At 35.8% G+C, this 13,980-nt stretch carries 11 protein-coding genes; 9 read left to right on the top strand and 2 right to left on the bottom strand.

Features of this window, described 5'->3' with window-relative positions; all coding sequences use genetic code 11:
* Positions 1–4 precede the first annotated feature (4 nt).
* The 7 genes from fliD to C6H18_RS05360 are packed head-to-tail and all read left to right on the top strand — an operon-like array spanning position 5 to position 9,087.
* Complete coding sequence (gene fliD, locus C6H18_RS05390; RefSeq protein ID WP_104722089.1) at positions 5–2,080, top strand: flagellar filament capping protein FliD; 2,076 nt, start codon at positions 5–7, stop codon at positions 2,078–2,080.
* 2 nt (positions 2,081–2,082) lie between these two features.
* Complete coding sequence (gene fliS, locus C6H18_RS05385; RefSeq protein WP_104722088.1) at positions 2,083–2,463, top strand: flagellar export chaperone FliS; 381 nt, start codon at positions 2,083–2,085, stop codon at positions 2,461–2,463.
* Positions 2,450–2,701, top strand: a complete 252-nt coding sequence (locus C6H18_RS05380; protein ID WP_104722087.1) for a hypothetical protein — start codon at positions 2,450–2,452, stop codon at positions 2,699–2,701. The genes fliS and C6H18_RS05380 overlap by 14 nt, the downstream gene beginning before the upstream one ends.
* Positions 2,702–2,741: 40 nt before the next feature.
* On the top strand, positions 2,742–3,644 hold the full coding sequence (locus C6H18_RS05375) for a DUF2156 domain-containing protein (RefSeq protein WP_104722086.1): 903 nt from the start codon (positions 2,742–2,744) through the stop codon (positions 3,642–3,644).
* A gap of 29 nt (positions 3,645–3,673) precedes the next feature.
* Complete coding sequence (locus C6H18_RS05370) at positions 3,674–4,699, top strand: efflux RND transporter periplasmic adaptor subunit (RefSeq protein WP_104722085.1); 1,026 nt, start codon at positions 3,674–3,676, stop codon at positions 4,697–4,699.
* A gap of 10 nt (positions 4,700–4,709) precedes the next feature.
* Positions 4,710–7,841: an efflux RND transporter permease subunit gene (locus C6H18_RS05365; RefSeq protein WP_104722084.1), complete on the top strand. Its 3,132-nt coding sequence runs from the start codon at positions 4,710–4,712 to the stop codon at positions 7,839–7,841.
* Positions 7,831–9,087, top strand: coding sequence for a TolC family protein (locus tag C6H18_RS05360; RefSeq protein ID WP_104722083.1), 1,257 nt, complete (start codon positions 7,831–7,833; stop codon positions 9,085–9,087). The genes C6H18_RS05365 and C6H18_RS05360 overlap by 11 nt, the downstream gene beginning before the upstream one ends.
* 51 nt (positions 9,088–9,138) lie before the next feature.
* Here C6H18_RS05360 and kcuS read toward each other — a convergent pair whose 3' ends face one another.
* Both kcuS and C6H18_RS05350 read right to left on the bottom strand, forming a co-directional pair.
* Entirely contained in the window at positions 9,139–9,354 is a 216-nt protein-coding gene (gene kcuS, locus C6H18_RS05355) for a KCU-star family selenoprotein (RefSeq protein WP_104722082.1), read from the bottom strand.
* A complete protein-coding gene (locus C6H18_RS05350; RefSeq protein WP_104722081.1) occupies positions 9,354–11,519 on the bottom strand; it encodes a carbon starvation CstA family protein in 2,166 nt (721 codons plus the stop codon). Before C6H18_RS05350 ends, kcuS begins: the two co-directional genes overlap by 1 nt.
* A gap of 329 nt (positions 11,520–11,848) precedes the next feature.
* Between C6H18_RS05350 and rho the strand changes: the two genes are divergently transcribed.
* The gene (rho, locus tag C6H18_RS05345) at positions 11,849–13,168 is read left to right on the top strand and encodes a transcription termination factor Rho (RefSeq protein WP_104722080.1); all 1,320 of its coding nucleotides are present in this window, start codon (positions 11,849–11,851) and stop codon (positions 13,166–13,168) included.
* Positions 13,155–13,928, top strand: a complete 774-nt coding sequence (murI, locus tag C6H18_RS05340; protein WP_233704073.1) for a glutamate racemase — start codon at positions 13,155–13,157, stop codon at positions 13,926–13,928. Before rho ends, murI begins: the two co-directional genes overlap by 14 nt.
* The last annotated feature ends 52 nt before the right edge of the window (positions 13,929–13,980 follow it).

Below are 13,980 nucleotides of genomic sequence, written 5' to 3'. Positions count from 1 at the left end.
TATTATGGCACTAGGAGCAACTTCGTCATTAGGGATTGGTAGCGGGATTTTAAGCTGGGATAATATTAACGAATTTAAAAACAATGATGTTAAAAATCTTATCAATCCTATAACAAAAAAAATAGAAAATAATGTCGAACGACAAACAGAACTTGCCAAACTCATCACAAATATGACTTCTTTAAACACCCAAGCGAAAAATCTATCGGATTTAAGCACTTACCAAAAACGTTCAACAACCATTGAAGGATCTGGAGTAAAGGCGACTGCAGGAAGCGGTCTAGCGGTGCAAGATATTAAAATCAATGTTTCTCAACTCGCCCAAAATGATGTGAATCAAGTAGGATTAAAATTTGAGTCTAGGGATAGTGTCTTTAGCAATAAAAATACAAGCTTAAATTTCTATCACGATGGCACAAACTATAACATCAACATTAAGGCAAATATGACTCTTGCTGAAGTTGGACAAGCCATTACCGATGCCACAGATGGAAAAGTCTTAGGAATCATTATGAAAACAGGGGGAGATAATCCCTACCAATTAATGATTCAATCTAAAGATAGTGGAGCAGATAAGAAAATCTATTTTGGTAGCACCCTTGTAGGTTCAGCATTACCCGGAGGTAAAATAGACAATAATACAAATGGAACTTTTGAAGTTGATATTGCTGGTCAAAAACTAACCATTCAAGCAAAAGATATTCAAACCAATTTTGGAAACACTGCCGAACAAAACGCACAAGCATTCCTAAATGCTATCAATCAAAAACTTCAAGAACCAACCAATAGCATACTAAAAGGATTAGTAGATAGCGGACAAGTAACCATAGGGCTTAATAAAGATGGCAAAGGATTAATGCTAAATGATTCTAAAGGTGGAAAAATATCTGTTGAAGTCAAAGATATGAAATTCCAAGCAGCGCAAGGAACTACTTCTACGGACACTGATTTGGGCTTCTCTACTAAGACAACACAAACCCTTAATCAAGTTACAGCCGCTAGAGGAGTTAGCAACACAGCAACCCTAAGCGGAACTTTCTCCATCAATGGAACATCTTTTGATTTAGCTAATGTTAGCTCGCAAACAGGGAATACTAATGCAGAAAAAGTTGCCGCTCTCATCAACACACAAACAGCTACTACAAATGTATCTGCAAAGGTAGAAAATGGTAGGCTTATCTTAAATCATCAAAAAGACGAAGATATTACCTTATCTTCTAATAATAATGTGCTAGATTCCATAGGATTAAATGCAGGAGTTTATACAACCAGCAAGAATTTCTTAGATGATATGAAAATTACCAATATCCAACAAGCGCAAAATGCAAAACTCACTTACAATGGGATTAATATCGAAAGAGATAAAAACACCATTGATGATATTGTCTCTGGACTTAGTTTAGAGCTTACAAATGTTACTAAACCCAATGAAGAGGTTACAGTAAGAATAGCAAGAGATAATAGCGGTATTTCCGATGAAGTCAAAAAATTTGTAGAAAGCTATAATGAAATGTTTAACAAGCTCACAGAGCTTACCAAATATGACCAAGATACGAAAGTAGCAGGAGTCTTTAATGGTAATAGCGATATTACAGGCATTGTGCGTAGGCTAAACTCTATCATCACATCCATAGATACTAATGGAAATAACCTAATAAAATTTGGTGTTTTTCTTAATGATGATGGCACTTTAAAATTTGAAAAAGAAAAATTCGATACAGAGTTCAAAAAAGATCCTGATGCTGCTATTGCATTTTTTAGAAGTAGCACTACTAGCATCAATGGAGAAAACAGAGAAACCGATGGAGTTTTTACAAAAATTAGAAAAACTATTGATGGTCTTATTACCAATGAAAAGGTAAATGGAAGAGAAAAAAAGGGAACCTTAAAACTCCTAGAAACTTCTCTTAATGATGATAAAAAAAGACTAGAAACAGAAAAAACAAATACCCAAAAACGAATTGATGAGAGATACGAAACAATGGCACAAAGATGGTCGCTTTATGATCAAATGATAGCTAAGCTCAATCAACAACAACAACAAATATCTCAAATTATTGCTATGGCAACTAAAGGTTAAAGATGAAACCTAATGCAGCTTATAACTCCTATCAACAAAACTCTGTGGCAGTAGAATCTCCCGCAAGATTGATTGAAATGCTTTATGAGGGTATCTTGCGTTTCTCCTCTATGGCAAAACGTTGTATTGATTCACAAGATATTGAAAAAAAGATTTATTACATTAATCGCACAACTGATATTTTTGTAGAATTATTAAATTCTTTAGATTATGAAAAAGGTGGGCAAGTCGCACATTATCTAACAGGATTATACACCCACCAAATCAAACTTTTAACCCAAGCAAATATGGAAAATAGTAAAGACAAAATTGATATTGTCATTAAAGTAACCAAAGGCTTATTAGAAGCGTGGAAGGAGGTCAATCAAAATGAACTGGATTAATGAATTAAAGGTTGCTTACCTTAATAAAAACGATGATAAAATTAACGAATTGTTGGATAATTTACCCACTCTTACAACAAGAGATGAGATGTTTGAAACCTTAGCCATAATGGAACAAATTACCCAATACGCTAAAGCACAAAAAAACCAATTAAGTCAAGAAATGAGGAAACTTAAACAAACAAAACAATTTCTATCTCAAGACCAAAACATCCAAAGAATTAACCTAACTTTATAATTCTTACTATACAATTACACTTTTAAAATAAGGAAATTGTATGCACTATAAGCCTATTAGTATAGAAGATAAAGCAATCATTGAGGATTTTTTAAAATCTCAAAACACTTTAGTATCTGATTTAACTTTTAGCAATCTTTATCTATGGCATTACTCAAGAGAGATTAGTTATTGTATTTACAATGATTGCCTTGTTATACAAACCCAATACCCCAACCAAAAACCTTTTATTTTCTACCCTATCCACAAAAACCAACATAAAGAATCCAAAAAGCAAACCACCCTAGCAGTTATGGAATCCTACAAAACACAAGGTTTAGAATTTTCTATCCATTCTTTAAGTCAAATAGATAAAGAAGAATTAGAATCTTTACTGCCCCATACTTTTGATTATATTTATCGCGAAGATAGGAGTGATTATATCTATTCTATCCCTGAACTCATTGCGCTAAAGGGCAAAAAATACCATAAGAAAAAAACCCACCTCAATCGCTTTTTAGAACGTTATGACTTTAGCTATGAATCCTTAGATTCTTCTAATTGTCAAGAACTTATAAAAACCTATGAAGAGTGGTTTGCGGATAATACATCCAATGAGGGCTTAAAAAATGAGTATATAGGCATCATAGAATGCCTAAAGGCTTTTTCTCTTTTAAGCTTTAAAGGTGGGATTATTAGAGTAAATGGCAAAATTATCGCCTTTAGTTTTGGGGAACCCCTCAATGAAGATACGATTGTTATTCATATCGAAAAGGCTGATATTCAATACCAAGGGGCTTACCAAGTTATCAATAGAGAGTTTTTAGCAAGAGAGTGGCAATCTTACACCTATGTCAATCGTGAAGAAGACTTAGGGATTGAAGGATTGAGAAAAGCAAAGCAATCCTATCAACCGCTCTTTTTACAAAAAAAATTTGATGCTATTTTAAAACCCACAAACTAAACTACCAAATCTTGGAGTCTTAATAGAATATGAAAACCTTTATCTTATGTGTCCTTTTCTTTTCTTACCCAATCTTAGCAAACCCTACCCTCATTGTTGCACAACCCATTAAAAATGGAGCTTTTACGCAAAATCATTCTTATATTGGTTCTTTGTATTTTAGCGAACGTTCTTTTTTAGCCTCTGAAATCTCCGGCGTTATCGAAGAAATGTTTGTTAAAGAAGGGGATAAAATCAAAAAAGATCAACCCCTAGCACAGCTTAATAGTGATTTACTAGATAAAGAAATCGCTACTAAAAAAGCACTTCTACAACAAGCACAAGCTATTTTAAAAAAAAGCACAAAAGACTTTCAACGTTATGAGAGTCTTTATAAGAGCAATTCTATTGCTTATAAAGAATATGAGGATGCCCTTTTTGACTTACAAGCTCAAGAGGGGAATAAAAACGCTATTGCCTCACAATTACAGCTACTCCAAACACAACTACAAAAAAAGACGATAAAAGCCCCCTATGATGCTGTGATTTTAGAAAAAACCCTCAAAATTGGCGAATGGGTAAGTGCTGGAGCAAGTGTTTTTAAAATCGCTAAACTCACTCCTTTAGAAGCGACTATTGAAGTCCCCTTTACAATCTTACGCTCTTTAAAAGTAGGAGACAGCATAGAAACCTCCATTGCTGGTAAAGACTATCCATCTAAAATTATCGCAATTATTCCGCTAGGGGATTCTAAAGCTAGAACCTTTCCTATTAAACTCTCTATCGAAGATAAAAAAGGGGAGCTTATTGAGGGCTTAGAGGTTAAAGCCCACCTTCATATACAAAAAGAAAAAGACAGCTTACTCGTCCCTAGAGAGAGCATTGTTCCCACACAAAATGGCTATGCTATTTTTGTCATAAAAGACAACAAAGCTAAACAAGTAATGGTGAATATCAATGGTTATGAGGGATTTAATGCCTCCATTAAACCACTTAACATAACCCTAAGCACAGAAGATAGAGTTATCACAGAGGGCAATGAACGACTAAGGGACGGAGAGGCTATTAGAGAATAATGGAATCCTTATGATAAAAACACTCATTAAACGACCTATTGTCATCATTGTTTTAATGATTTTAATCGCACTCTTTGGTATCTTAAGCCTTAAATCTTTGCCCTACCAATTAACGCCAAAAGTTATGCGCCCCATTATTTCTATCCAGACAACTTGGAGTGGTGCAACACCTTATGAGATAGAAAGAGAAATCACCCAAAGGCAAGAACAAGCCCTTAAAGGGATTGATAATTTAGTAAGTCTATATTCCCAATCCCGCAATGGCAGAGCCTCTATTGCCTTAGAATTTAGCATTGGGACAAATTTAACACAAGCCCTCCTAGAGGTTGGCAACAAACTCAATGAAATCAAGGGATACCCTGATAATATAGATAAACCCATCATACGCGCCACAGGAGAGGATACCTCACCGATAGTGCGTATGATGTTAATTAGTTTAGATAGCAATAAAAATATCCGCCAATACCGAACCTTTTTTAATGAGCAAATCATTCAACACTTCGAGAGAATAGAGGGTGTCGCAGAAGTATTCTTCCCTAGTGGAGACAATAGAGAAATGCACATCATCTTAGATTATCAAAAATTAGCTGCTTATAAGTTAAGCATTGATTCTATTATCAATACTTTAGAGAGAGAAAATGTCAATATCTCCGCTGGAATAATGAATTATGGGAGAAAGTCTTATAGAATCCGCACAAACGCCGAATACAAAACCCCAGAAATGATTGCTGAAACCATTCTTTGGAGTGATGGCTTAAAACGTATAAAAATCAAAGATATTGCAGAGATTAAAGAGGGTTATAGCACAAAAACTACCGCATCGCTTTATAATGGCAAGGAAGCTTTAAGCATCTTTATCAAACCAACAGCTGATGCCAATGTGCTAGATTTAACAAATCGCATAGAAAAAGTGTTTTTCAATCTCAATGCAGGAATCTTAGCCAAAGAACATCTAAAATTAGAATGGATGTATGACCAAAGGGGCTATATCCAACAAGCAATTGATTTAGTGCAACAAAACATTTTCATAGGAGCCTTTCTAGCTTGTGGAATCCTCCTTATATTCCTGCGCTCACTCACCTCTACCTTTATTATCGCACTCTCCATACCACTAAGCATTTTTGGGACTTTTATCATTATGGCAGCCCTTGATAGAACCCTAAATGTCGTCTCTTTAGCGGGAATCTCTTTTGCCGTAGGTATGCTCGTAGATTCTTCTATTGTCGTATTAGAAAGCATTGATAGACACACCAAAATGGGCAAACCCCTTTTTAAAGCTATCAACGATGGCACACTAGAGGTTATTGGGGGATTAATCGCATCTGTGCTTACCACTATTGCTATCTTTATCCCTATTATTAGAATACAAGAAGAAGCTGGACAACTCTTTAGAGATATTGCCCTTGCTGCAAGCAGTGCTGTTGCTTTCTCTCTTTTTGTATCTATAATTGTGATTCCAACCTTATGCTACCAAATACACAAAATAAGCCCAAAGCTAAAAATAATCTCTCTTAAACCCTTAAGAAATATCTCCGCATTTTTCCAAGACTTTGGCAATAAATGTGCAGTTATTATTATGTTTTTTGTGAAAAAATCCCTTCAAAACACTAAAAGCAAAGTTTTTACAATCCTTAGCCTAACCTCCCTACCCCTTGTTTTTAGTTATTTTTTATTCCCCAAAATGGAATACCTCCCACAAGGTAACCAAAACTTCATCCTAAGCACTCTAAACCCACCTCCGGGGCTTTCTTATAATGAGCGTCAAAGGATTGGCGAAATGATTTTTGCGTGTATGCAGCCTTATTTGAAAGAAGAGGGATTTCAAGGGAATGAAACAATGCCCCCTATTCATAATATATTCTACTTAGGCAGTGAATCTAATATGCTCTTTGGAATGCGTTCAACAGAGACTACAAGAGCCACAGAACTTATCCCCTTAGCAAAAGATTGTATTGCAACAATCCCGGGTATCACAGGCAATACTTCACAAATAGGTATTTTTGAAAGAAGAGCAGGAGCAGGAAGAAGTATTGATGTAAATATCAGCGGAAACAATTTAGAATCCCTCATAACAACCGCCCTAGAATTACAAAAAATTATTTTTGAAACCTTTGGAACACAGACACAAACAAGACCCTTTCCAAGTTTAGAGCTACTTTATCCCGAATTTAATCTCTACCCCAATAATGATAGATTAAAAGCCGTAGGCTTAGACGCAAGAAGTTTTGGTATCGCATTAGATGTTTTAATGGATGGCAGAAAAATCTCTGAATACAAAGAAGAAGGTAGAGAAAACATAGATTTAATCTTAAAAACCCAACAATCTCAAATAACCTCTCCAGAAGAACTTTATCGTGCTTTTATCTATACACCAGATGGAGGGATATTGCCACTCTCTTCACTTGCCTTACAGAAGCTTGAATATGGCATTAATACCATTAGGCATTTAGAAACAAACCGAACCATAACCCTGCAAGTCAATCCACCAAAAGACATCACACTTGAAGAAGCCATAGACAAAATAGAAAATGAGATTTTAACAAAGCTCAAAAACAATGGCTCTTTAGGTGAAAACCAACTAACACTTGGTGGGAATGCCAACCAGCTCACAAAAATAAGCAGAGCTTTAGAGGGTGGATTCATCCTTGCTATTTTTATTATTTATCTTTTAATGGCAGCCTTATATGAGGACTTTATTTATCCTTTTATCATACTCTTTAGTATCCCTTTAGCACTAAGTGGAGGAGTTTTAGGATTGTGGTTTGTTGATACCTTTTTAATAGAGCAAAACTTAGATGTTCTTACAATGCTTGGTTTTATTATTTTAGTGGGGATTGTTGTCAATAATGCTATTTTAATCGTCTATCAATCGTTATATAATATTAGGCTTTATGGAATGGATTATCAAACAGCTATTATTGAGGCTACAAGAGTAAGAATTCGACCTATTTATATGAGTTCCCTTACTTCAATTTTTGGTATGCTTCCCTTAGTTCTAGCTCCCGGAGCCGGAAGTGAAATCTATCGGGGACTTGGAGCGGTAATTTTAGGAGGATTAGCATTATCTACCTTTTTAACTATTTTCCTTATCCCCTGCCTTTTATCTTTTTTTATCACAAAAGAGAAAAAATATGTTTCATAAAATACTCTTGCCCCTTATCAGTCTTTTGCAGCTTAGTTACGCATTAACACTACAAGAAGCCATAGAATTAACCCTAAATGCCAATCACAGCATTAAAGAACAAGAATATCTTTTAAAAGAAATGCAATATAGCTACCAAAAAAACCAAAGCCCTTTTTATCCCTCTATTAATGTAAATTACACCACAAATCAAAGTAATCACCTAAACCAAAGAGGCAAAAAGTCCTCTGGAAGCTTTGGGAGTGATATTCAATACAATCTTTTTAATGGATTAAGTGATATTTTCACCCTCTCTAGCAGTTATACTCTCTATCAAGCGCAAGAACACCAATTACAATCCATCAAAGAAGATATTATTTTACAGGTTAAAACAGCTTATATTAATGTTTTACGTCAAAGCCAAAATGTCCTCATAGCAGAGCAATCTAAAGCACTCCTAGAAGAACAAAGAAGAGAAAATGCAGAGTTTTATAAGGTAGGATTAATCCCCAAAAATGATTTATTAAAGGTAGAAGTAGAGCTAAAAAACGCCACACAAACACTCTTAAGCGCAAAGAGTGATTTAGCATATTTTACAAAAACACTGGAACATTACACAAGGATAAATATCAACCCAAAAGAGCTTATAGAGCTAAAGCTCCATAAACCAAAGTTTAATCCTAACGCACTACAAAACCTTATGTATCAAAAGCGTTCGGAATTGCTCTATTTAGATAAGGTTATCCAAAGCAAAGATTATCTTATCAAAAGCAATAAAGGGAATTTCTTACCCGATATTGACCTTATAGGAAAATATACCAATTATGGGGATAATTACCGACTAATAGGAAAAAACGGCACTTACAAAGAAGAAACTTCCTTAGAATTACAAGTCAATCTTAACCTTTTTAACGGCTTTAAGGATAAATATCTCTTAGAATCCTCTAAAATCAACAAACTAGCCTTTCAATCTCAAAGAATTACACTCATAGAAAATTTGGATTTACAGCTTTTTAAGAGCCTAGAAGTTTATAATCTTGCTCTAAACGCTTATGAAATCTCTCTTGTAGCACTCCAACAAGCTGAAGAAAATTATAGAATCTCACAAAATCGTTACAAAGCAAGGATTGAAAGCACGAGTAACTTTTTAGATGCAGAATTGCTCCTAACCAAAGCTAGAAGCAATGTAATCTTAAACCGATATGGCATCATACAAGCCATTGCAGAAATAGAAAGAATCACACAAACACCACAAGTGCAAGAATAACCCTAAGTGCAAGAATAACTTTTAGGTATCGATAAACTTATCGCGTTTTTCTTAACAACACTTAGGATTGCCCTTAGAGCCATATTTATTATCCATAGCCTCTTTAAAAAACTCTTCTTGTGTTTTAATAGTTTCATTAGGACGATGTCTAGACATATACTCTTTATACTTATCATAACTTGGTAGCCCAACGAGTAAATACAAAAATCTATCGGATTTTTGATAGATTTTTTTTATAAAGCTTATAGCCTTTAATAACCCATTCATTAAATAGCCCCCTCATAATCACTTGCCTTTTTATAAGGATATTCTGCTAATGGAATAGTTTTTTGCCTATTACAACACTGCCAACAAATCCTTATTGTCTGCACCAAAACAAGCAAGGTTACAAACATAAAAAACACACAAAGAATAGCATTTAAAAGATTATTATTGGCAATCTTTGAAAGTCTTTGCGCTTCTTTTGTAAGTTTAGTAGCTAAGGCTTCATCAGTTTGCGCCATTGCTTCAAGCATTTTTGCCTCTGCTTTTGCGCTATTGTTTTGCCAAATTGCGATATGGCTAACAGAATCGTGAATCCTCTCTCCATTAGCAGGAAGTAGTTTTAATGTCCCTGCATATAAAGTGCTTACCAAAACCCAAGTTACAGGCACAATCACAACCCAAGATTGCTTAATTTTATCCATTTTAAAAAGCACAACCACCACCGCAAGGAGAGCCATTCCAGCAAGCATTTGGTTAGACACCCCAAAGAGCGTCCAAAGGGATTTAATCCCACCTTGTGGGTCTGTTACTCCTTGATAAAGAATATAACCCCAAAGAACCACGCAAATAAAAGTCGCAACAATCCCATAAAACATTGATTGAATATTCCCAAAAGGCTTATAGATATTCCCCAATATATCTTGCACCATAAACCTTGCAGCCCTTGTCCCTGCATCCACAGCGGTTAAAATAAAAAGTGCTTCAAACAAAATAGCAAAATGATACCAAAACGCCATAGAACCTTGACTAAAAAGCGGAACTTGCGAAATAATAGTAGCCAAACCAACAGCAAAAGTTGGCGCGCCTCCTGTTTTGCTTAAAATACTTATTTCACCAATTTCTTCTGCGGTGTTTAAAATCTCTTGCGGAGTAATCACAAATCCCCAGCTACTAATGGTTTGCGCCGCTACCTGTGCCGCAAGAGCAGCATCTTTTAAGACTCCACCCTCATAAAAACCCGCTGTCCCAAGTGTCGCTGGAGCAACATTAAGAGAAAAATACAATCCCGGAGTTAAAATCACCGCTGCTATCAATGCCATTACCGCTACGGCAGATTCCATAATCATTGCCCCATAACCAACAGCTCTAGCGTGTGATTCCCTCTCAAGCATTTTTGGTGTTGTTCCACTTGAAATAAGTGCGTGGAATCCACTAATAGCCCCACAAGCAATAGTAATAAACAAAAAAGGGAACAATTCGCCGCTAAAAACAGGACCGCTTCCATCAACAAATTTCGTTATGCTTTTAAACTGAACCTCTGGAGCAACCACCAAAATCCCAGCAGCCATAAGCACAATCACACCGATTTTTAAAAAGGTGCTTAAATAATCACGAGGAGCAAGCAAAAACCATACAGGTAAAATAGCAGCAACAAAGCCATAAACAATAATCACATAGGTTAAAGTAACAGGACTTAGAGTAAAAAACTGGCTTAAAGTAGGACTTGCTGCGACTTCTCTCCCATAAATAAGGGCTAAGATGAGTAATACAAAGCCTATAATACTTGCTTCTCCAATTTTTCCCGGACGCAAAAATCGCATATGAATCCCCATATAAATCGCAATAGGAATAGTCATAGCAATCGTAAATAGTCCCCAAGGTGATTCAGCTAAGGCATTCACGACAACAAGAGATAAAATCGCAATAATAAGCATCATAATGCCTAAAATCCCAATCATAGCAATGCTCCCTACTCCATTACCAAGCTCTAGCTTAATGATTTCTCCTAAAGATTTACCATTCCTACGCATAGAGATAAAAAGCACGGTAAAATCATGCACTGCCCCAGCTAATACAACACCTACAACAATCCAAATCATACTAGGTAAATACCCCATTTGTGCAGCAAGGATTGGACCTACAAGAGGACCAGCTCCCGCAATAGCAGCGAAATGATGCCCAAAAAGCACCACTTTATTGGTAGGGACAAAATCTCTTCCATCATTATTCACCACCGCTGGTGTAGCACGATTATCATCTAGCTCCAAAACCTTATAAGCAATATATTTAGAATAAAATCTATACCCAATCACATAAATACACACCGCAGCTACCACTAGCCAAACCGCCGAAATACTCTCTCCGCTATGAAGTGCCAACACTCCAAAGCTATAAGCTCCTATAATGGCTATAACAGCCCACAAAATCATACTTAAACCTTTAGTCATTAAGCTTCCTTTTTAAAGTTAATTTCTGTCATATAAAAACAAGCATTAAAACTTATTTTGTTTATAAAGTCAATTTTTCTAGCAATATTTAAAGAATCTACAAAGCTTTATAAAGAATATGTTAATTTTCTACTCATCGCCTTATTAATATTGACAAGAATAAAGTTTTAGATTAAAATTCCGCTTTATTGTAACATCTGCAAAACTACTAGCAAGGGAAACTTCAAACTTAAACAGCTAATCTTAAATGGTTCTCTCAAAACTCTTTAACAAGCCAAGATTTTTTGTCATCTCTTTAAAGGAATTTTGCAATTTTAAAAAGGTTTTATATGAGCGATAATCAACACAAAAAAGAACAAAAACGGACACATACACCCGTTGAAGGCTATACGATAGAAGATTTACGAGCAAAACCCATTGACAAACTTGCTGATATTGCAAAATCCTTAGGTATCGAAAACCCCCAAGAGCTTCTGCGCCAAGACTTGATTTTTGAAATCCTAAAAACCCAAGTGAGCAAAGGAGGCTTTATCCTTTTTACAGGGATTTTAGAAATCACTTCTGAAGGATATGGTTTCTTGCGCGCTATTGATGAAAACTTCTCTGGCTCTCAAAATGATGCCTATGTAAGTAGCACCCAAATCCGCAGATTCGCTCTAAGAAATGGGGATATAGTAACAGGACAAGTCCGCTCCCCAAAAGACCAAGAACGATATTACGCACTCCTAAAGATAGAAGCTATCAATTACCAATCCCACGATGAGATGAAAAATCGTCCGCTTTTTGACAACTTAACCCCCCTTTTCCCAACAGAACAAATCCATTTAGAATACAATAGCCTCAAAATCACAGGAAGAATGCTAGACTTATTTGCCCCCATTGGTAAAGGACAAAGAGCGCTTATTGTAGCACCCCCAAGGACAGGAAAAACAGAGCTTATGAAAGAATTAGCCTATGGAATTACCCATAATCATCCAGAAATCGAACTCATTGTTTTACTTGTCGATGAGCGTCCAGAGGAAGTAACAGATATGGAAAGAAGCGTAAAAGGAGAGGTTTATAGCTCTACCTTTGATATGCCCGCAAACAACCATACACGCGTTGCAGAGCTTGTGATAGAAAAGGCTAAAAGAATGGTAGAGTTAGGCAAAGATGTAGTCATCTTATTAGATTCTATTACCAGACTTGCAAGGGCTTATAATACCGCAACCCCAAGTAGTGGTAAAGTCCTAAGCGGAGGTGTAGATGCTAATGCACTTCACAAACCAAAGCGATTTTTTGGTGCAGCAAGGAATATCGAACAAGGAGGCTCTTTAACCATCATCGCAACCGCCCTTATTGAAACAGGATCTCGTATGGATGAAGTAATTTTTGAAGAATTTAAAGGCACAGGAAATAGCGAGATTGTCTTAGCAAGACATATTTCAGAACGTAGAATCTACCCCGCAATGGATATTTTAAAAAGTGGCACAAGAAAAGAAGAGTTGCTTTTAGGACACGACAAACTCCAAAAGGTATGGGTATTACGCAATGCTATCCACCAAATGAATAACGAAATTGACGCCCTAACTTTTCTTTATTCTCAAATGCAAAAGTCTAAAGACAATGAAGAATTTTTAAATATGATGAACGATAGTGCAAAAGATTAAAACAACCCCCAAAAGAATTGGCGTTTTTGATAGCGGAGCAGGAGGCTTAAGTGTCTTAAAAAGCCTTATAGATTCTCAAAGTTTTGAAGAAATTATTTATTATGGCGATACCGCTAGAGTCCCCTATGGAAATCGTAGTCAAAAGGTAATTGTCCAATACTCCCTAGAAGCTTTAGAGTTTTTTAAGACAGAGCATATTGATTTACTCATTGTTGCTTGCAATACCGTAAGTGCCTATGGATTAGAGGCTATGCAAAAAGTCTCTTCTTGCCCTGTTATTGGAGTGATAAAACCGGGAATCTTAGCCCTAGAAAATGCTATCAAAGATAAAGATTCTAAAATCCTAATCTTAGGAACAAAGGCAACCATAAAAAGCAATCTCTACCAAACACTTCTACAAAAACAAGGCTATCATAATCTATCCGCACTCGCTACTAGTCTCTTTGTCCCACTAGTAGAAGAAGGGATTTTTGAAGGAGAAATATTAGATATTACTATGCACTATTACTTTAAGGATTACCCAAATAATCCCGATGCGATTATTTTAGGTTGCACACATTTTCCGCTTATCGCCAAATCCATTGCAAAATATTTTAACAACAAACCCCTCCTAATCCATTCAGGAGATTGCATTATGCAGTATTTACAAAAAGAATACCCCCTAAAGCCTATCCCAAACCCTACAAAAATAACCTTTTTTGCGAGTGATGATCTAAAGAGATTAAAAGAAACCGCCAAACTATGGCTAAACCAACCCTAATTATTTGGAATTACAGCTTTTTTAAAGCCACATTTTATATTTATTTAAGTAA

It is taken from the genome of Helicobacter mesocricetorum (genome assembly GCF_900198605.1).
Taxonomy (GTDB): Bacteria; Campylobacterota; Campylobacteria; order Campylobacterales; family Helicobacteraceae; genus Helicobacter_D; species Helicobacter_D mesocricetorum.
Note: the sequence above shows the minus strand (reverse complement) of the source record. Positions and strands in the feature narration are given on the sequence as shown.

Coding starts and splice junctions, on each gene's coding strand:
- fliD (WP_104722089.1), top strand. CDS start 5: ATGGCACTAGGAGCAACTTCGTCATTAGGGATTGGTAGCGGGATTTTA.
- fliS (WP_104722088.1), top strand. CDS start 2,083: ATGAAACCTAATGCAGCTTATAACTCCTATCAACAAAACTCTGTGGCA.
- C6H18_RS05380 (WP_104722087.1), top strand. CDS start 2,450: ATGAACTGGATTAATGAATTAAAGGTTGCTTACCTTAATAAAAACGAT.
- C6H18_RS05375 (WP_104722086.1), top strand. CDS start 2,742: ATGCACTATAAGCCTATTAGTATAGAAGATAAAGCAATCATTGAGGAT.
- C6H18_RS05370 (WP_104722085.1), top strand. CDS start 3,674: ATGAAAACCTTTATCTTATGTGTCCTTTTCTTTTCTTACCCAATCTTA.
- C6H18_RS05365 (WP_104722084.1), top strand. CDS start 4,710: ATGATAAAAACACTCATTAAACGACCTATTGTCATCATTGTTTTAATG.
- C6H18_RS05360 (WP_104722083.1), top strand. CDS start 7,831: ATGTTTCATAAAATACTCTTGCCCCTTATCAGTCTTTTGCAGCTTAGT.
- kcuS (WP_104722082.1), bottom strand. CDS start 9,354: ATGAATGGGTTATTAAAGGCTATAAGCTTTATAAAAAAAATCTATCAA.
- C6H18_RS05350 (WP_104722081.1), bottom strand. CDS start 11,519: ATGACTAAAGGTTTAAGTATGATTTTGTGGGCTGTTATAGCCATTATA.
- rho (WP_104722080.1), top strand. CDS start 11,849: ATGAGCGATAATCAACACAAAAAAGAACAAAAACGGACACATACACCC.